22 protein-coding genes and 1 tRNA gene are annotated in these 18610 nt (G+C 58.2%); 16 read left to right on the forward strand and 7 right to left on the reverse strand.

From position 1 onward, the window contains the following. Positions 1-133: 133 nt before the first annotated feature. Entirely contained in the window at positions 134-1075 is a 942-nt protein-coding gene (locus tag AEAC466_RS26000) for a tetratricopeptide repeat protein (protein ID WP_162148919.1), read from the forward strand. A gap of 82 nt (positions 1076-1157) precedes the next feature. After that, positions 1158-1232: transfer RNA gene (locus AEAC466_RS26005), tRNA-Val, on the forward strand. Between the two features lie 65 nt (positions 1233-1297). Here AEAC466_RS26005 and AEAC466_RS26010 read toward each other — a convergent pair. Together AEAC466_RS26010 and AEAC466_RS26015 are read right to left on the reverse strand one after the other, a co-directional pair. Then, on the reverse strand, positions 1298-1675 hold the full coding sequence (locus AEAC466_RS26010) for a hypothetical protein (protein WP_023456661.1): 378 nt from the start codon (positions 1673-1675) through the stop codon (positions 1298-1300). A gap of 2 nt (positions 1676-1677) precedes the next feature. Continuing rightward, a complete protein-coding gene (locus AEAC466_RS26015; RefSeq protein ID WP_031238159.1) occupies positions 1678-2034 on the reverse strand; it encodes a response regulator in 357 nt (118 codons plus the stop codon). 128 nt (positions 2035-2162) lie between these two features. Between AEAC466_RS26015 and AEAC466_RS26020 the strand changes: the two genes are divergently transcribed. After that, entirely contained in the window at positions 2163-3038 is an 876-nt protein-coding gene (locus AEAC466_RS26020) for an N-formylglutamate amidohydrolase (RefSeq protein WP_023456663.1), read from the forward strand. Positions 3039-3298: 260 nt separating this feature from the next. Here AEAC466_RS26020 and AEAC466_RS26025 read toward each other — a convergent pair whose 3' ends face one another. After that, complete coding sequence (locus tag AEAC466_RS26025; RefSeq protein WP_023456664.1) at positions 3299-4120, reverse strand: DUF599 domain-containing protein; 822 nt, start codon at positions 4118-4120, stop codon at positions 3299-3301. Positions 4121-4336: 216 nt separating this feature from the next. On the opposite strand from AEAC466_RS26025, the gene ppa reads away from it, so the two are divergent. Together ppa and AEAC466_RS26035 are read left to right on the forward strand one after the other, a co-directional pair. After that, positions 4337-4873: an inorganic diphosphatase gene (gene ppa / locus AEAC466_RS26030; protein ID WP_023456665.1), complete on the forward strand. Its 537-nt coding sequence runs from the start codon at positions 4337-4339 to the stop codon at positions 4871-4873. Positions 4874-5373: 500 nt separating this feature from the next. Continuing rightward, positions 5374-5649: a hypothetical protein gene (locus tag AEAC466_RS26035; protein ID WP_023456666.1), complete on the forward strand. Its 276-nt coding sequence runs from the start codon at positions 5374-5376 to the stop codon at positions 5647-5649. A 104-nt stretch (positions 5650-5753) separates the two neighbouring features. Here the strand turns inward: AEAC466_RS26035 and AEAC466_RS26040 are convergent, their stop codons facing one another. Then, a complete protein-coding gene (locus AEAC466_RS26040; protein WP_023456667.1) occupies positions 5754-5933 on the reverse strand; it encodes a YegP family protein in 180 nt (59 codons plus the stop codon). A 106-nt stretch (positions 5934-6039) separates the two neighbouring features. Further along, positions 6040-6408 carry a DUF983 domain-containing protein gene (locus AEAC466_RS26045; protein WP_023456668.1) on the reverse strand — a complete coding sequence of 123 codons (369 nt, stop codon included), beginning with the start codon at positions 6406-6408 and terminating at the stop codon, positions 6040-6042. 138 nt (positions 6409-6546) lie between these two features. Between AEAC466_RS26045 and AEAC466_RS26050 the strand changes: the two genes are divergently transcribed. From AEAC466_RS26050 to metH, 7 genes are all read left to right on the forward strand, one after another. Beyond that, positions 6547-7503 carry an ArsR/SmtB family transcription factor gene (locus AEAC466_RS26050; protein WP_052025055.1) on the forward strand — a complete coding sequence of 319 codons (957 nt, stop codon included), beginning with the start codon at positions 6547-6549 and terminating at the stop codon, positions 7501-7503. Positions 7504-7519: 16 nt separating this feature from the next. Continuing rightward, a complete protein-coding gene (gene metF / locus AEAC466_RS26055) occupies positions 7520-8443 on the forward strand; it encodes a methylenetetrahydrofolate reductase [NAD(P)H] (RefSeq protein ID WP_023456670.1) in 924 nt (307 codons plus the stop codon). 100 nt (positions 8444-8543) lie between these two features. Beyond that, positions 8544-9608, forward strand: coding sequence for a homocysteine S-methyltransferase family protein (locus AEAC466_RS26060; RefSeq protein ID WP_023456671.1), 1065 nt, complete (start codon positions 8544-8546; stop codon positions 9606-9608). Between the two features lie 72 nt (positions 9609-9680). Next, the gene (locus AEAC466_RS26065) at positions 9681-10358 is read left to right on the forward strand and encodes a type 1 glutamine amidotransferase domain-containing protein (RefSeq protein ID WP_023456672.1); all 678 of its coding nucleotides are present in this window, start codon (positions 9681-9683) and stop codon (positions 10356-10358) included. Positions 10359-10477: 119 nt separating this feature from the next. Continuing rightward, entirely contained in the window at positions 10478-11479 is a 1002-nt protein-coding gene (locus AEAC466_RS26070) for a D-alanine--D-alanine ligase family protein (RefSeq protein WP_023456673.1), read from the forward strand. Next, complete coding sequence (locus AEAC466_RS26075) at positions 11480-11878, forward strand: DUF4259 domain-containing protein (RefSeq protein WP_023456674.1); 399 nt, start codon at positions 11480-11482, stop codon at positions 11876-11878. Beyond that, positions 11875-14550 (forward strand): methionine synthase, encoded by a 2676-nt coding sequence (gene metH, locus AEAC466_RS26080; RefSeq protein ID WP_023456675.1) that lies wholly within the window; start codon positions 11875-11877, stop codon positions 14548-14550. Before AEAC466_RS26075 ends, metH begins: the two co-directional genes overlap by 4 nt. A 30-nt stretch (positions 14551-14580) precedes the next feature. On the opposite strand, the gene AEAC466_RS26085 is transcribed toward metH, so the two are convergent. Together AEAC466_RS26085 and AEAC466_RS26090 are read right to left on the reverse strand one after the other, a co-directional pair. Continuing rightward, complete coding sequence (locus AEAC466_RS26085; RefSeq protein ID WP_023456676.1) at positions 14581-14772, reverse strand: hypothetical protein; 192 nt, start codon at positions 14770-14772, stop codon at positions 14581-14583. Positions 14773-14908: 136 nt separating this feature from the next. Beyond that, positions 14909-15796 (reverse strand): hypothetical protein, encoded by an 888-nt coding sequence (locus AEAC466_RS26090; RefSeq protein WP_023456677.1) that lies wholly within the window; start codon positions 15794-15796, stop codon positions 14909-14911. Positions 15797-16018: 222 nt separating this feature from the next. Between AEAC466_RS26090 and AEAC466_RS26095 the strand changes: the two genes are divergently transcribed. The 4 genes from AEAC466_RS26095 to AEAC466_RS26110 all read left to right on the forward strand — a co-directional run bounded on the left by AEAC466_RS26095 (position 16019) and on the right by AEAC466_RS26110 (position 18560). Beyond that, positions 16019-16699: a TerB family tellurite resistance protein gene (locus AEAC466_RS26095; protein ID WP_023456678.1), complete on the forward strand. Its 681-nt coding sequence runs from the start codon at positions 16019-16021 to the stop codon at positions 16697-16699. Positions 16700-16884: 185 nt separating this feature from the next. Then, positions 16885-17199, forward strand: a complete 315-nt coding sequence (locus AEAC466_RS26100) for a hypothetical protein (protein ID WP_023456679.1) — start codon at positions 16885-16887, stop codon at positions 17197-17199. A gap of 126 nt (positions 17200-17325) precedes the next feature. Then, positions 17326-18075, forward strand: a complete 750-nt coding sequence (locus AEAC466_RS26105; protein ID WP_023456680.1) for an N-acetylmuramoyl-L-alanine amidase — start codon at positions 17326-17328, stop codon at positions 18073-18075. Beyond that, complete coding sequence (locus AEAC466_RS26110; RefSeq protein ID WP_023456681.1) at positions 18075-18560, forward strand: L,D-transpeptidase family protein; 486 nt, start codon at positions 18075-18077, stop codon at positions 18558-18560. The genes AEAC466_RS26105 and AEAC466_RS26110 overlap by 1 nt, the downstream gene beginning before the upstream one ends. Positions 18561-18610 lie beyond the last annotated feature (50 nt).

Raw genomic sequence — 18610 nt, forward strand, 5'->3', positions numbered from 1 at the left:
CGCATATCTGGTGCAAATGTGCTGCATTGCGATAATGTAATCCGCTGACTACTGGCGGAAACTGACGCATAAGCCCATATACTCGGCATATTCATCCCCTAATGGACTGACTGTAATGGCCGGGAGGCATGTCGTGAAATCGTATCGTTCGGCTCGTATGCCTTTGACCGCCATCTTCATGGCGTTGGTGTTCATGGCCCTTGGCGCGCCTGCCGGGGCCCAGACTGGTATGTCGTCCGCGGAGGCCTTGGCCGACCAGCAACGTGTTGCTGAAACCATGGATATGGGTGTCCTTAAGCGTCAGGCCGAAGCCGGAGACGTCGCCTCGCAATTGCGGCTGGCCGACGACTATTTTGTCGGCAACGGCATCGGACAAGACTATACGCAGGCCTTGCACTGGTATCAGAAGGCAGCAGAGCAAGGGAGCGCAGAGGCGCAGACCGAGCTGGGTGTCGCCTATTACAAGGGCTACGGTGTCGCAGTCGATTACGACAAGGCGATCTATTGGGTGCGCAAGGCGGCGGACCAGGGCTATGTCGGCGCGCAGTACTATATGGGCCTGGCTTATGACAACGGTTTTGGGGTCAAGGCGGACCTGACCCAGGCCTTCGGCTGGTACAAGAAAGCCGCTGAGCAAGGGTACGATATCGCACAATTCAATGTCGCCACCCTGTATGAAGCCGGTGACGGCGTCGCTCAGAATTATGATCTGGCCGTTATGTGGTACGGAAAGGCCGCCGCGCAGGGCCATGCGCCGTCCAAATACAATCTCGGCAATCTCTATTTGACCGGTACTGGGGTCAAGGCGGACAGGTCGCGTGGTCTGGCGCTGATCCGCGAAGCGGCCGGCGCGGGCTTTGCCTTGGCGCAAAGCCGACTGGCCGGACTTTATTATGAAGGCGACATCCTGCCGCGCGACCCGGTGAAGGCCTACGGCTGGGCGCTTCTGGCGGCCAATGGCGGCGATCGCGTTGCCGCCGACCTTTTAGCCAGCATGGACAGCCAGCATGTGCTTGACGAAGCGGGCGTGCGTCAGGCGACGGAGCTGGCTAACAGCTACGCTTTACGGCAATAATTTTCTTTTCCCCGAAAAAAGTTGTTCAGGCGCTTGCCAAGGCCGAAACCGGTCGCTATACAGCCGCTCCTCTAGTGAAGATGGGCGCTTAGCTCAGCGGGAGAGCACTACCTTGACATGGTAGGGGTCACAGGTTCAATCCCTGTAGCGCCCACCATCTTCACTAACGAAAAAGCGCCGGATCGTCTCCGGCGCTTTTTGTTTGTCCGCTTTACTCATGACCTACATGGCCGGATATTTTGGGTCCTGCCGCACGACGCCATGTCGGCCGTTGACCGATTGATAGTCGCCATTGGGCGTTTGGGTGAGGTAAAAAGTATAGTCGGCGCCCACCGCCAGGTCGGGAATATTGTATTCGCGAGCGCCTTTGATCAAAACATTGATTTTCAGTCCGACAAAGCCTTTCAGCGCGGCATTGACGCTGACGACGGCGTGTTCGCTGCCATCGAAATCGTTATGGACCAGTTTTATAACACGCCCAACCACGACGGCTTCGGCAGCGCTGTATTTTCGCGCGGCGGAAAACGGCGGCTTGGTGCTTGCCAGGGTGCCGCTGGCGGACAGTAACAAGGCGGCAGATATGATGACCGCCCGCTTCATGATCAGGCCGCGATCAGCCGCTCGACTTCGGTTACGATCTCACGCAGATGTACCGGCTTTTCGAGCACCTTGGCGTTCGGTGACGCCTTTTGGGCGTTGAGCGCAACGGCGGCGAATCCGGTGATGAACATGATTTTCAGGTCAGGCTGGATTTGTGCGGCGCGCTTTGCGACCTCGATGCCGTCCGCGCCGGGCATGACGATATCCGTGAGCAGCAGGTCATATGGCCCTTGATCCAGCGCCAGGATGGCGGTGTCGCCATCGGGGCAACTAATCACCTCGTAGCCGGCGCGTTGCAAGGCGCGCGACAGAAAGCTGCGTACGGAATCTTCGTCTTCGGCGAGCAGAATCTTTTTCATCGGTTCAGTCATAAAATCCCCAAACGCTGACGCATCATATCCCGCTCTTCGCAGATGTCACTATCTTTGCAGCGGCGGCGTAAATTAGAGGTGAAGACGTGACAGGAATGTCCTACTAAAGTGCTAATATGACCGACCTGTCTCCCCCGCCCTGGCACCTTGTCCACACCGCCGATCTGGCCTGCCATACGGTTGCCCCGGCCGGGGGTATCAGTCGGGTTGTCTACAGTCTGCCGCACAGCGGGCGCTATTACCCGGACAGCTTCGTCGCCGAAGCCCGCCAAAGCCCGCTCGGCCTGCGCGCCAGCGAAGACGCATTTGTCGACGAACTTGTGGACTTGCGGCCTGAATTAGAGGTGCACGGCATCGTCTGCCGCTATGCCCGCGCCTTCTGCGACGTCAACCGTAGTCCGCTGGAACTCGATGCCCGCCTCATCCGCGGTGAATTGCCCAAGGCGGCTTTGTCGCTCAGCGCCCGCGTCAAGGCCGGCTTCGGGGTGATTGCCCGGCGACTGAACGCCGACCAGGACATATATAGCCATTCCCTTGACATGGCGGAGGTCAACCGCCGTCTCGATCTTATTCACCGGCCCTATCACACCGCACTTAGGCGCTTATTGACGGATGCAAAGCGGGCGGGGGCGCCTGCCATTTTGATCGACTGGCATTCCATGCCCAGCGCCGCGCTCAACCATTTCAAGGCGGGGGAGCTGCGGCCGGATATTGTGCTCGGCAACCGGCATGGCGAAACCTGTTCGCCGGACCTGGTGCGACGCGTAAAACGCGTGCTGGAAAACGCCGGTCTGCGGGTGGGACTCAATAGGCCGTTCGCCGGTGGCTATATCGTTGAAACCTACGGCCGCCCCGCAGGAGGTGTCGAGGCGTTGCAGATAGAGATCAATCGCGCGATCTATATGGATGAGATACGCGTCGAGCCGCTCGGCGATGCTTTGCGCCTAAGGGCGATTTTCGACGGCGTGAGGGACGAACTGACACGCGATTAATCTGGCCTTCTTGTGCCAGGTTCGCGCGACCGGCTTCGCCTTTGGGCGGAACTGGCATTCAAGCAAAAAAAAGCCGCGCTGCTCGAGCGCGGCTAAGTTTACAGGGAGGAAACGCCCAGGAAGGGCATCAGCGCTGAAAAGCGCCGAACGAGATTAATTTAGTTTGCGGTGCAAAAAATATCAAGCCAAAAATGTAACATAATATGATCACATATCATTACAGGCCCAGGCAGAGGTAGCATCTCGAGGGGCGGCCTAATTCAATAGCCGCCCTTCGCATTGTGCGATGCAATATTTTCGCTTGTTTTTTCCGCATCTGAAGCGACCGGAACGTTGATGGGGCGTGGCGGCGTCGGATAGGGGTGTTCTTCCAGAAGTTCACGCAATTGTTTCAGGCCTCGCGCCGATTGCGACCGGGATTGACGCCAGCCCAGCAGAAGAACCGCACCAATGCTGGCGACAGCCAGGTAAATGGGGCCAAGCAACCAGGCCGCTGCAGCGAGCGAAAAGTAGTAGGCGCGCACCCCCTGTGAAAAGCTGGACATGGCCGGTTCCAATATATTGGTCACGGCATTGGTGAATTTGGCCGCCGTGTCTTTGTCCATATTTTCTGGCAAAGAGCCCATGGCGGCGGCGCAGTAATTCATCTGGCGCAGAGACCAGATGAAGTCGAGCAGGCCCCGCGACAGGCAGACGACGACCAGGGCCAGCTTAATCTGGAACAGAACAACCGATGAGACGTCGAATCCAAGCGCCGACATCGATTTTATCGGCAGATGGCCGCCGAACAGGACACCGGCGACGGCGGCAATCAGCAACAGGTTGGCCGATGAAAAATTGGTGGCTGAATTGACCGCGTGCGCCATGAGGTTTGAATCGAACAGTTTGACCTCGCGCACGGTCATTTCCTTCATCCAGGCGCGGCGCACGACGCTTAGGTCCTTGGTAATCAGGCCCCGGCTTTTCGAAATACGTCTTAGGAATGGCTCATAACCGAGCCAGCAAAAGATGAAGATGACGAGACCTACAATATCTAGCGGGCTTTCCCGTGCGGAATCTATCAGGTTCGAGAGGAGGGACATGAGCTTTCCGGACGACCTCTTCAAGGCAAGAGTGGCGTATTATGCGACCTGTATAGGAGGCTTCGGCGGACTTCGTAACGGAATTTTGCCCAAAACGTCGCCTTTTTATAGTTCCTCGCTTGTGCGAAAGAAAAGCAGAGCCTATGAAAGCCCACCTTTAAGACCTAAACCACAGCTTTCCAAAGACAAACCCAAAGATAAGCCCAAAGACAAACAATGAATATCGACAAAATTTCCGTTGGTCCAAACGCGCCGTGGGATGTCCACGCCGTCATTGAAATCCCGCAGGGTGGGATGCCGGTGAAATACGAAATGGACAAGGACTCCGGCGCCCTGTTCGTTGACCGATTCCTGTACACCTCCATGTTCTATCCGGGCAATTACGGCTTCATTCCGCATACTCTGGCCGACGACGGCGATCCTTGCGATATTATGGTGGTCGGTCCGACGCCGGTCTATCCGGGCGTTGTCATCCGGTGCCGTCCGATCGGCGCCCTGGTGATGGAGGACGAGGCTGGTCGTGACGAAAAGATCTTGGCTGTGCCTGTTGACAAGTTGCACCCCTATTACACCAACATCCAGAGCTATCGTCAGATGCCGTCGATCCTGATCGACCAGATCACGCACTTCTTTGCGCACTACAAGGACCTGGAAAAGAATAAGATGACCAACGTTCTGGGTTGGGTCGAGCCGGAAGCGGCTGCGCAACTGATCCGAGACGGTCAGGAGCGCTTGGCCCAGAAAGTGGGCTAATCAGCTAACCAGAAGGCTCCTAACAGCTTTTCTGCCATTCTGTATTGAGCGCCGGTCCGCATCTGCGGCCGGCGCTTTCGTTTTCTGAAGGATTTCTCTCTGTGAAAGGCGTGTGACGTGCTACCCTCTTTCATGTGCCGCCTCTCGGGACAAGTTGTGCCTTAATTTGGCCATAATTTGCTCAAGCCCCGTTAGAGTGTAGAAAAAAAATCCCTAAACATCGTATAATTTATTAAATGGGACCGCTCTCATTAGATAATGTTGCTTATATCGGATAGTTTCGAAATTTTATCCGAGGTTGCCCTGAAATATTTTCATTATTACAATTAGATGGCAACTTTTGCGCGCAATGCGGTATGGGCGTATTGTCTGGTTTTTGTCACATTCATGACTATTATAAAGGGTAATAAAGCGTATGCCTTGTCTATGGCCCGGATGTGTCGTGTGTGTTTTTGCATCCTCTGGTTTCGGGCCCAGTTCCAAGAGTTTGTATTCACCCCATGTCCAAAAAGAAAATGATGCCTAATTCCTCCCCGAATGTGGCTTCACGTCTCTATGCCTTGGCTGTCGCTCGCGACACGGCCAATTTGGTTGACGTGGACGCTGCCCTGGCGCTGGCGCGCGCATCTACCCGTACGCTGATGGCCCTATCGCCTCAGGCGGCCTTGTTGATGCGCAGTTTTGCACAGGAAGAAATAGACCGCCTATCGATGGAGTGCACAGAAGAAGCGCAAGGATCTATCGCGCTTATTCAGGATGCACTAACAATGGCCTGACCCTGATCTGGACAGGCTAACACTGGTAGAATAAATGAAGGCGGTCTGCTTGGCAGGCCGCCTTCATTATTTTCGGCGCTGTGATCGCAGTCTCAGAAAGCGATCTAATCCGTCTGGTCGTCGATTTCGGCCGGGGGGCCATTTTTCTTGATCGACTCAATGGCGTTCTTGGCGGATGCCTTGGAACTGTACCCTTCGGTCCAGAAGATGCTTTCTCCATTGTAGGTAAAGTAGGCGACGAATTCGCCCGCCTTGTTCTTGCGGATTTCAAACTTGTGAGCCATTGGCGTGTCTCCTTGCCAGCGTAAACCGGATAGGTATTTCGCGCTGAAGGCGAACACCTGTCAAGCCCGATTGTGCGGCCGATTATGCGGTATGCCGCGCCTCTATCTATCGGGCCTGCTTCAGGCCGAGATACCACATCAGGCTGAGAAAGGCGCCCTTGACGAAAGGCAGCGCCGCCAGGGTGAGCAAGCCGATCGCGCCAACCATCACCGGCACAAGGACTTGCATCGGATAGGTATAGAAAATGCCGAACATGAACGCCGGCGCAATGACCAGATGTCCGATCAGAATCATGGTGATATAGGCCGGACCGTCATCGGTCGGATAGACGCTGAGGGGGGTCTGGCAGTTACGACAGGCATCGACAACCTTCAGATAGCCTCGGAACGCCGGAGCCTGGCCGCAGCATGGGCATTTACGCGTAACGCCGCGCATCAAGGCCGTTCCCAAGTCGACGCCGTCTCTCATAGCCATAACCTCACTGTTCTGAGTATATAGAATGGGGTATATCGTCTAAAATTACCATGCGCCATGCTGACGCATGAATTCTATGCCGTCGATCAGGTGCAGATTTTGCTTGCCAATCATATAAAGATATCTTTATATGATTATATGAGTAGCTCGCCGCCCATAAAAACGGATTTCAACACCCTTCTTGAGGCCTTAAAGGCCGCGGGTGAACCGACACGCCTGCGCCTCCTGCGTTTGCTGGCGCGGGAAGAGTTGTCGGTGATGGAGCTTGTCTCCATTCTCGATCAAAGCCAGCCGCGCGTCTCGCGTCACCTCAAGCTGATGACGGAGGCCGGCTTGATTGAGCGTTTTCCGGATGGGGCCTGGGTCTTTTATCGTCTGGCGTCTGCGCCTGCCATTCGTCCACTGCTCGACGCGATTCTGAATGCGCTCGATGAGTCCTATGCCGAAGATTTACGGCAATTGGAAGCGGTGCGTCTGTCGCGGCGCAAGTCGGCGGAAGGTTACTTCGAAACGATTGCGCCGAAATGGGATGAAATTCGCAGCCACTATGTGTCGGAAAGCGATGTCGAGCAGGCGATCCTGAAGGCTCTGTCGGGGTTTGCCTATGACCGTGTTGTCGATCTGGGCACCGGATCGGGCCGGATGCTGGAACTCCTGGCGCGCGACACCAGAACCGCCATTGGTATCGATCTGTCGCAGCACATGCTGAATATCGCGCGATCCAAGGCGTTCGACGCCGGGATTGACGGCGCGGATTTCCGCCACGGCGATATCTACGACACCCGCCTGCCCGCGAGTGCCGCAGATCTCGTTATCATCCATCAGGTGCTTCACTTCCTGGCCGACCCGGGCCGCGCGATAGCCGAGGCTGCGCGCCTGCTTAAGCCTGGCGGCCGGCTGTTGATCGTCGATTTCGATCATCACACCTTGGAAATCATGCGCGAGCAATATCAGCATCGCCGATTGGGTATGCTGGACGAAGACATGGCCCACTGGTTTGACGCTGCCGGCCTGACGCCGGTCAACGTCACCCAACTGCCGCCGAAGGCCGACGCTGGCCTCACCGTAAAAATCTGGCTGGTCCAGAAAGCCTGAACGGCAAGAGAGTATTATGAGCCCCACCTTAAATCCCGCCCTTAAGCCAGAGCTTGCCCCCATCGCCCGTTCGCTGGCTGCCGGTGGCCAGAATCTGAAGGTCTCCTTCGAATTTTTTCCGCCCAAGACAGAGGAAATGGAAACGACCCTGTGGGAGTCCATTCGTCGCCTGGCGCCGCTTAATCCGGACTTTGTGTCCGTCACCTATGGCGCCGGCGGGTCTACCCGCGAACGCACGCACAGGACGGTCAAGCGGATGCTTGACCAGACCGAGCTGAAACCGGCCGCGCACCTGACCTGCGTCGATGCGTCTCGCGACGAGGTCGATGAGGTGATCCGTGGCTATTGGGAGGCCGGTGTGCGCCACATCGTGGCCCTGCGTGGTGATCCGCCTTCTGGGTTTGGCGACTATGTGCCCCGCGCCGATGGATATCAGAACGCCACGGAGCTGACGGCGGCCATCCGCCGTATCGGTGATTTCGAGGTCAGCGTCGGGGTCTATCCGGAAAAGCACCCGCAATCGCCATCACTGGCCTTCGATCTCGATGTGTTGCGCCAGAAGGTTGACGCTGGGGCGACGCGAGGCATCAGCCAGTTCTTTTTCGAGCCGGCTACCTTTTTGCGTTTCCGCGATGCTGTTGCCGATGCAGGAATCCAGATCGACCTCACGCCGGGCATCATGCCGGTGACGAATTTCAAGGGCTTGCGCCGCATGGCGGCGGCCTGCGACGCGCACATTCCGGCTTGGCTGGCGGCTTTGTTCGACGGCCTGGACGATGATGCCGAAACGCGTAAGTTGCTGGCATCGGCGGTGGCGGTTGAGCTGTGTCTAGGCCTCGAACGCGAAGGCGTGGAAAATTTCCACTTCTATACGCTCAATCGGGCGGATCTTGTATTCGCGATCTGCCGTATCCTCGGAATAGCGGTGGCCGCGCCGTGACCCGTCTGGTCGTGCCATTGCTTGCGTCACGACCGTACACCCAACCCCAGGCGCATTCGCGCCGCCTACTGTCTCGATATGAGGCTCAGGAAAGACGACCATGACCCGTAAAGACCGTATCGCCGCCCTGAAACAGGCTGCAAGGGAACGCATCTTGATCCTTGACGGGTCCTGGGGCGTCATGATCCAGCGGCGTGAACTGGAGGAAGCCGATTTTCGGGGTGAGCGCTTCAGGGATCACATCGGGCAGATGAAGGGCAATAACGATATCCTGTGCCTGACGCGGCCGGACATCATTTCGGACCTGCACGATCAATACTATGCCGCCGGTGCGGATATTTCCGAAACCAACACCTTTTCGGCCACGACCATTGCCCAGGACGACTATCACCTCGACCTGCAAGCCTGTATCGACATCAATCGCGAAGGCGCCAAGATCGCCCGCGCCAAGGCGGACGAATGGACAGCCCGCGAGCCGCACAAGCCGCGCTTTGTCGCGGGCTCTATCGGCCCGCTGAACAAGATGCTGAGCATGTCGTCGGACGTCAATGATCCCGGCGCCCGTCTTGTCACCTTCGATCAGGTTTATCAGGCCTATCGCGAGCAGGTGGCCGCACTTTACGAAGGCGGCGTCGATCTCTACCTCATCGAAACCATTACCGATACGCTCAATTGCAAGGCGGCGATCAAGGCGATACTCGATCTGGAAGAAGAGGGGCAGGAGACACTGCCGATCTGGATTTCCGGTACGATTACCGATCGGTCGGGCCGCACCCTGTCCGGCCAGACCGCCGAAGCATTCTGGAACTCCGTCAAACATGCCAAGCCGTTCGCGGTCGGTTTTAACTGCGCCCTCGGGGCTGATCTGATGCGGCCGCACATCGCCGAAATGGCGCGGGTCGCCGATTGTCTGGTTGCCGCCTATCCCAATGCCGGCCTGCCGAATGCCATGGGGCAGTATGACGAACAGCCGCATGAAACGGCGCACGAATTGCACGAATGGGCCAAGGACGGCATCGTCAATATCCTGGGCGGGTGTTGCGGCACCACGCCCGATCACATCAAGCACGTGGCCGACGAAGTGGCCGGTGTCACGCCGCGCCAGATTCCCGATCGCCCCAAGGCCTTGCGTTTAGCCGGACTGGAACCGTTCGAACTTAGCTAGAGCTATTCAGGTTGCGCTGGCTGCCGACGTGCCCATTTTAGGGGCGGGTGGGGCTTTCAAAGGAAGACCTTCATGAAAATTCTTATGGTTCTGACCTCGCACGATCAATTGGGCGACACGGGCAAAAAAACCGGTTTCTGGCTCGAAGAATTCGCTGCGCCCTACTATGTGTTCCTGGATGCAGGCGCGCAGGTTACGGTCGCCTCGCCGAATGGCGGGCAGCCGCCGCTCGATCCGAAAAGTGACGAGCCGTCGGGGCAAACGGAAGCCACATTGCGGTTCAAAGCCGACGCTGCCGCGCAGGCCGTATTGGCTCGGACCGCGAAACTGTCAGAGGTCAAGGCGGAAGACTTCGACGCTGTTTTCTATCCCGGCGGGCACGGCCCCCTGTGGGATCTGGCCGAAGACAAGACCTCCATCGCCCTGATCGAAGCCTTCTATACGGCCGGTAAGCCGGTTGGCGCCGTATGTCATGCGCCGGGGGTGTTGCGCCACGTCAAAACTGGCGGCGAATACCTGGTCAAGGGCAAGCGCGTTACCGGGTTTACCAATTCGGAAGAGGCGGCTGTCGGCCTGACCGACGTGGTGCCGTTCCTTGTCGAGGACGAGCTCAAAGGCAAGGGCGGACTTTACGAAAAGGGGGCAGACTGGGGGCCCTATGTTATAACGGACGGGCATTTGGTCACGGGCCAAAATCCCGCTTCGTCCGAAGGCGGGGCCAAGGCTTTGCTGGAACTTCTTAAGGCATGAAGATTTTCGGTGCGGTGGGCGGGCCCACCGCACCGAAAGGGTGTTGCGTGCGGCGGGCTTTAGCGGCATTGAGCGTCGTAGCGGCGAAGATTGAAACTGATTTTTTTGAGACCTGACGGATGCGAACAACCATACTCTTTGGCGGCACAAGCCGCGAACGCCTTGTCTCTGTCGCGTCAGCGCAGGCCTTGACCCAGGCGTTGCCTGACGCCGACCTGTGGTTCTGGGACCTCGACGGCGCCGTGTTTGAAACGTCGCAAGACCGTTTACTGGGTCATGAAAAACCGTTCGAGGTCGCCTTTAAGGCTGACGGCGCGAAGCTGGGCCAAATGGCCGAAGCGCTCGACAAGGCCGCAGCCGAAGATCGGGTTCTGGTGCTTGGCCTCCATGGCGGAACGGCGGAGAACGGTCAGTTTCAAGTGCTGGCCGAAGCGCGCAATGTGCCCTTCACCGGCTCCGGTTCGGCCGCGTCGCATCTGGCGTTCGACAAGACGGCGGCCAAGTTGTTCGCAGGGTTAGCCGGAGTCTATTCGCCTTCGACCATATCGCTGGACGAAGCGGACGAAGCCTTGTCGCATTATGGCCGCCTGATCGCCAAGCCAGCCCAGGAAGGGTCGTCCTATGGCCTGATCTATGTCAATGCCTCGCAGGATATTGCCGCCGTTCGACGCGAATCGGCCAGCATGGCTTACCTGATCGAACCCTTCATCACAGGTCCCGAGGCGACCTGTGGCGTCCTGGAACAGGCTGATGGATCGGTCATCGCCTTGCCGCCGGTCGAAATCGTCCCCGGTGACGGCGCGTTCGACTATGCCGGCAAATATCTCAAATCGACGACCCAGGAAATCTGTCCCGCCCGCTTCGCGCCGGAGGTCAATGCCGAACTGCAACGACTGGCCGTCAAGGCGCACAAGGCGATGAGCTGCCGGGGCTATTCGCGGTCCGATTTCATTATTTCGGATGCAAAAACAAACAGCGGGCCGGTCTATCTTGAAACCAACACCTTGCCGGGCCTGACCAAGGCGTCGCTCTATCCGAAGTCGCTGAAGGCGCAAGGGATCGATTTTGTTGACTTTCTCAATGGCCAGATCGAACTGGCGGTAAAGCGGGCGGGAAAATAGATGGGTGCCTGGTCCAACGGACCCTTCGACAATGACGATGCCGCGGACTTCATGATGGAGCTGGAGGCGGCGCCGTCCTGGGACATGGTGCGCCTGGCATTTGACGATGTGCGCGCCAATAGTGAATATGTCGAATTGGCCGAGGGGGCGCGGGCCTATGCGGGCGCGGCCCTGATTACGGTGGCGACCGGAAAGAGCGACATTTCGGCTCAGGACTACTATATGACACTGGATGCCATGGGCTCCCCGCCGGACGATCTGATCCCTATGGCCCGGACTATTCTCAAGCGCCTGACGACGGGCGATTCCGAACTGCGTGAGCTGTATCTCGACAGCGGTAATTACAATGAATGGATCGGCATTGTCGCATCCGTCGATCAAGCACTGAAGACAGAATGACTCCAACATTTATCAATATCGGCGAACGTACCAACGTCACCGGTTCCGCCAAGTTCAAGAAGCTGATCGTCGAGGGCAACTACACCGAAGCTCTGGCCGTGGCGCGCCAGCAGGTCGAGGCCGGGGCTCAGATCATTGACGTCAATATGGACGAAGGTCTGCTGGATTCAGAAGTGGCCATGCGCACCTTCCTGAACCTTATGGCGGCCGAGCCAGATATCGCCCGCGTGCCGGTGATGATTGACAGCTCCAAATGGGAGGTCATCGAAGCGGGTCTTAAGTGCGTTCAGGGCAAGGCCATCGTCAACTCGATCTCGATGAAGGAGGGGGTCGAAAAGTTCAAGGAACAGGCGCGCGCCTGCCTGAAATACGGCGCCGCCGTGGTGGTCATGGCCTTCGATGAGGTCGGCCAGGCCGATACCGCCGAACGCAAGATCGAAATCTGTACCAAGGCCTACCGCGTGCTGGTGGACGAAGTCGGATTCCCGCCGGAAGACATCATCTTCGATCCGAATATCTTCGCGGTCGCCACCGGCATCGACGAGCACAACAACTACGCCGTGGACTTCATCGAAGGCACCCGCGCCATCAAGCGGACGCTGCCCTACGCACGGGTGTCCGGCGGCGTGTCGAACGTTTCCTTCTCCTTCCGCGGCAATGAACCGGTGCGCCGTGCGATCCACAGTGTCTTTCTCTACCACGCCATTCAGGCCGGCATGGACATGGGCATCGTCAACGCAGGCGATCTGCCCGTTTACGACGATATCGATGCCGAACTGCGTCAGGCGGTCGAGGATGTCATCCTCAACCGGCCGCAGCGTCACAACATTTCCAACACCGAATATCTGGTCGATCTGGCGCCGAAGTACAAAGGCGAAAAGGGTCAGGTGCAGGTGGCCAATCTGGCCTGGCGTGAGGGTTCCGTGGCTGAGCGCCTGAAACACGCCCTGGTGCATGGCATTACGGAGTTTATCGAGGCAGACACGGAAGAGGCGCGCCAGCAGGCCGATCGTCCGTTACACGTCATCGAAGGTCCGTTGATGGCCGGGATGAACGTGGTTGGCGACCTGTTCGGCGCCGGCAAGATGTTCCTGCCCCAGGTGGTCAAGTCCGCCCGGGTCATGAAGCAGTCGGTGGCCTATCTGATGCCCTTCATGGAAGCGGAAAAAGAGGCGCACGTCGCGGCCGGCGGCACCTATCAGGCGGCCGGCAAGGTCCTGATGGCGACGGTCAAGGGCGATGTCCACGACATTGGCAAGAACATTGTCGGCGTGGTCCTGCAATGCAATAATTATGAGGTTATCGATCTGGGCGTCATGGTGCCGGCCGATCGGATTCTGGCCGAGGCGAAGGCGCACAAGGTCGATATGATCGGCCTGTCCGGTCTGATCACGCCCAGCCTAGACGAAATGGTTTTCGTGGCGCGCGAGATGCAGCGTCAGGGCTTCGATATCCCCCTGCTGATCGGCGGGGCGACGACGTCGAAGACGCACACGGCGGTCAAGATCGAGCCGGGCTATGTCAATAACCAGGTGGTCTATGTGCTTGACGCCTCGCGTGCGGTCGGCGTGGTGTCCAACCTGTTGTCGGAAACCGAACGTGACGGTTTCGTCGCCGACACCAAGGCGGATTACGAAAAGGTTCGTCTGGCCTATGGCAAGGGCAATTCCCAGCCGCGGTCGTCCTTGATTGAGGCGCGGGCCAACAGATTCAAGATCGACTTCGCCGCGGAGCCGCCGGTGGCGCCATCTTTCCTGGGGCTGAAGACGTTCTCGCCCTATGATCTGCATGACCTGGCTGACCATATCGACTGGACGCCATTCTTTGCGACGTGGGAACTGGCGGGCAAGTTCCCCGCCATTCTCGAAGACGACATTGTCGGCGAAGCGGCGCGCAGCCTCTATGCTGACGCGCGGGCCATGCTGAAACAGATTCTCGACGAAAAGTGGTTTGAGGCGCGCGGCGTCGTCGGCTTCTGGCCGGCCAACGCCACGCCGGATGACGATATCGAAGTCTATAGCGACGAAAGCCGTGAGACGGTTGTCGCGCGCTTCCAGACTCTACGCCAGCAGATGAAAAAGACTCGGGAAGGCCAAAGCAACACGGCCTTGTCCGACTTCATCGCGCCCCATCCTTCGCTTCCGGGGGGCATGCCCGACTGGATCGGCGGATTCGCCGTCACTGCGGGGCATGGCGAGATGGAAGTCGCCAAGGCATTCAAGGCCAGGGGCGACGACTATAATGCCATTTTGGCGACCGCTCTGGCGGATCGCCTGGCCGAAGCGTTTGCCGAAGCCCTGCATGCTCGCGTCCGTCGGGAACTGTGGGGGTACGCTTCCGATGAAACCTTGTCGGTGGAAGAGCTGATTGCCGAAAAATACACCGGCATTCGTCCGGCACCGGGCTATCCGGCCCAGCCGGACCACACCGAAAAATGGACGCTGTTTGACCTGCTCGATGCGCGCGAACGCACGGGCATGGAACTAACGGAATCGCTCGCCATGACGCCGCCGGCCTCGGTTTCGGGCATGTATTTCGCCCATCCGAAGGCGCACTATTTCGGCGTCGGCAAGATCGAAAAGGATCAGGTGGCAGACTATGCTCGCCGCAAGGGCTGGACGGTCGACGAGGCCGAGCGCTGGCTGTCGCCGATTCTCAACTACGTGCCTTAGTCAGGTCCAACGGCGTGCCTGTTAAGCACTTCAGCCTTCGATTGCAGCCTTGGCTTCGTCCGAGAGGGTGATTGTCACGGCCGGACCGTCGCGTGTCGACGTGTCTTTCGGCTTCGGTGCCTTCATCTCATCGGCGCGGTAATATTCCGGCCGCATTGGATTGAAGACCTTGGCGGTCTGAAGAGGCGAGATACAGGCGCTTAACGATTCAATCGAGCTCATTTTGGACCGGCTTTCTACCGTAGACTGTTATACTCCTGAACTTTACACGTACAGGAGATAGACTATCCACAGTAGGTTAAGGCGCGGTTAACGGTGTTCGCGGTGCAGCATCACCAAAAGCGGTCGATGGTTACCGTCAGTTAACCTTCTTCTTCGGCGTATTGCTCCACCCCAGGCGGTAACCCAGGCCATCCGACCACTTACGTTTTTCGACGTGATTGGGATCGTTGGCCGTCTGGGTCGGCAGGGTGGTCTCCGCCGTGCCATCGCCCTGCGACTTTACATCGGGTACGGAGGGCAGGGTGCTGGAGGCCGTGACGCGGCGGGCCAGGGTGTTGCTGGATACCGGCGCGTCGCCATCGACCGGTGCGGACTGCGCCGTCAGGATCGGCTTGGGCAGTTCTTCGTAATTGTGCGGGCCGCCCGAACTGAGGGCTGCGGCGATGGCGGTGGCTTCCTCGTCCGTCGCCATTTCGGCGAACAGGTTGGGGTGGCCGGACAGGCGAACGGCGGCGTGTTCGCATTCACCCGGCAATTGCCAGTTGGCATAGGCGAAGGCGGCTTCCTTGGGCGGCGCGGCGCGGGTGGCGCTCCACTGATTATAGCCATAATCGCGCACCTGCTCGGCCTTCTTGTGCTGGGCTTCGTCCTTGCCGCGTCCTGAAAGTGTCAGGGCGGCTTCATAGGAGCGCAGGTAGGACATGCCGATCTTCTGGATCTGATCGTCGACCGGCGCGACGGAATCGATCATTTCGGCGATTTCCATATTGCCGGACAGTATGCCGTGGCACCAGGCGACTTTCAGGAAATCATCGGACGGCGCGTCTTCGAGAATGGGCGTACGCAGTGAGCCGTCGGTGTTTCGTCCGGTAACGGCCGGACTGTTTGCCGCAGGTATGACCTGAGCGGAGGCGGCCTTTTTTGCCGTTGTGGGCTGCGCCTTGGGTTTTGCCTCCGCCGATATGGCGGACAGGGCGAGGGCGCAAGCGCTCAAACAGAGCAGGGACGACTTCAACAGGCGCAAATGACACTCCGGACGTTCGATTTAGGGTCGCCACCGACCCTATAGAGATTGCGGCAAAAGCGCACAGGCGTTTTGGCCGAATAGCTTCCTTATACAGAAAACAAGGCATAAAATCGCCATTAGTAAAGTTTTTTACCGGGAAATTCATCCAATTAAGAAAAGTTAAGCACACATACCGCCGCATTTCGGCTAAGATCGGGGTTCATAAGTCTGCGAGTGAAGATGTCATTCTGGAAAAACCTGGCCCAGTTGGCGGTGCGCAAGTTCGATGCCGCCGAGTGCACGGAATGCCCGAAAGGGCCGCCGGGCGCCGATCCTGCCTTTGCAACGGCGGTGACGGCCTTGGGCGCCAAGCTGGCCATGGCCGACGGTCTGGCCCATGAGGTCGAGCAAACGGCGTTTCTTCATGTATTTCAGCCAGACCAGAAGGCGATGCGCGACGTCATGCGCCTCTACGATCTGGCGCGCCAAACCTCGCTCGGATTTGAATCCTATGCCCGTCGTCTGGCCAAGCGCTACAGCAACTGTCCGCAGATTCTGGAAGATGTGCTGGAAGGCCTTTTTCATATTGCGGTATCCGACGGACACCTCAGCCATCAGGAAGAAAATTACCTGGAAACCGTGGCTGAGTTGTTTGGCCTCAGCCAGGCGGCGTACCGCCGCGTGCGTGCCGGTTACGTGCCGCTGAGCGAGGAAGATCCTTATTATATTCTGGGCCTCACGCCCGACGCCAGCGATGACGATATCCGGGTGGCGCGGCGTTTGCGCCTCAACGACTTCCATCCTGATCGCATACGGGCGCGCGGTCTGCCTGACGACTTTGAGGCGCTCTATACTCAGAAAACGGCCCTGATCAACTCGGCATATGACCAAATTGTGAAGGAACGTGGCGCCGCAGCATAGGCGCGAATTTTTACAGGATTTTTAGGCATTTACAGTTACTTTGCCTGAAATAGCCGGTCGTTTGACACGGAAGAGGCTTAAAATTGATGCCTTTTGCACTGCAAGAGGTTGACGTAGGTCTTAATCGTGCCAATCTGTTGATATAAGAGACATGTATTGTCTTTCTTTGTAAGAGGCTTCAGTTCATGAACCAGCGTGAAACGTCGTTTGCCCGTTTTACCCGCAGCTATCAGCCGTGGGGCCAGGTCCGCCGCAAAAATCTGATTGCGCGTGTGGTGACTGGCCTGGCGATGGTTCTCGCAGGCGTGGCCGTAATGGCCGCTCTGGCCCTGCTGGTCGTGTTCGCGGCTTCGGTCGCCGTCGTTGGCGCGCTGGTTGTCGGTGGCATGGCGCTTATGGCGTTTTTGACCCGCAAGCCGGCCAAGGTTCACCTGCGTACCGATGATGGCAAGGGTGTCTATGAGGCCCGCAAGCATGGATCGACCTGGACCGTCTACTAGGCGTCCTTATTTCCGATGAGATTTCGAGCGCCGCCGTCGCATGATGGCGGCGTTTTTGTTTGCTGATGTCCTTGATTTGCGTATTTTTATTTGGTGGGAACCGAGGATGCCGGTAAGAAAGCAGCCATGATCGAAACGCCGTCCCCCAATTTTAATGAACGCAAAGGCCCGCCTGACATGGTGGTGCTGCATTACACCGGCATGATGACCGGTCAGGCCGCGCTGGAGCGCCTGTGCGATCCCGCAAGTCAGGTGTCCGCGCATTATCTGGTTGAAGAGGATGGGCGTGTCTTTCACCTGATCGCCGAGGAACGCCGGGCCTGGCATTCCGGTGTCAGCTTCTGGAAGGGCGAAACCGACATAAATGGCGCATCGATAGGCATAGAGATCGTCAATCCGGGTCACGAATTCGGTTACATCGACTTTTCACCGGCGCAGATCGACGCCGTCATCGGGCTGCTCGACCACATCCGGGAGCGCTGGGATATTCCCGATCACCGTATACTTGGGCATTCCGACGTCGCGCCGGGGCGCAAGATCGATCCGGGCGAACGCTTCCCCTGGCAGGAGCTGGCAGCGCACGGTCACGGGCTGTGGGTCCAGCCGGACATGCCGCCCGAAGGGGCGATGGGGCCGCCGTTAGGCGCGGGCGATGAAGGGCTTGGGGTATTTTCCCTGCAATCCGCGCTCGGTAAGCTGGGGTACAATATCCTGGCGGGCGGGCCGTATGACGCGGAGACCGCTACAGTTGTCACGGCGTTCCAGCGCCACTGGCTGCCCGATCAGATCGGCGGCGATCTGGAAGGTCGCGCCGATGCGAAACTACGCGTCACCTTGATGGCGTTGCTGCGCCATATCAGCCTGACGGATGCCTGATGCGGCGCCGTGACCTGATCTGTGTTCCGCTGGCGCTGGCATTGACCGGTGTTTCGGCCGCGCGGGTCGCGCGCATTGTGGTGTGGAAGGCGGCGCGCCGCCTATCAACCTTGGACGCGGCCGGTAATGTCCTGAAAACCTATCACATCGCGCTGGGGCCTCATCCCGCCGGTCACAAGACTGAAGAGGGTGACGGGCGCACACCGGAGGGCGCCTACGTGATTTCGGGACGCAATCGCGCCAGCGGCTATCACCGGTCTCTCAAAATCTCCTATCCCAATGCAACCGACCGGGCTCAGGCAAAGGCCCGCGGCGTTTCGCCCGGCGGCGACATCTTTATCCACGGTCAGCCGAATGGCACCTTGTCGGGTGGCCTTAAAATCCCCTATGACTGGACGGCGGGCTGTATCGCGGTCAGTAATAACGATATCGACGATCTATGGGCAAGTGTCGCGGACGGCACACCCATAGATATCAAGCCCTAGAGCGAATTGCTCTAGTTATTTGATTTTGCATCATGTTTATCCAAAAAGTG

The organism is Asticcacaulis sp. AC466 (assembly GCF_000495815.1).
Taxonomy (GTDB): Bacteria; Pseudomonadota; Alphaproteobacteria; order Caulobacterales; family Caulobacteraceae; genus Asticcacaulis.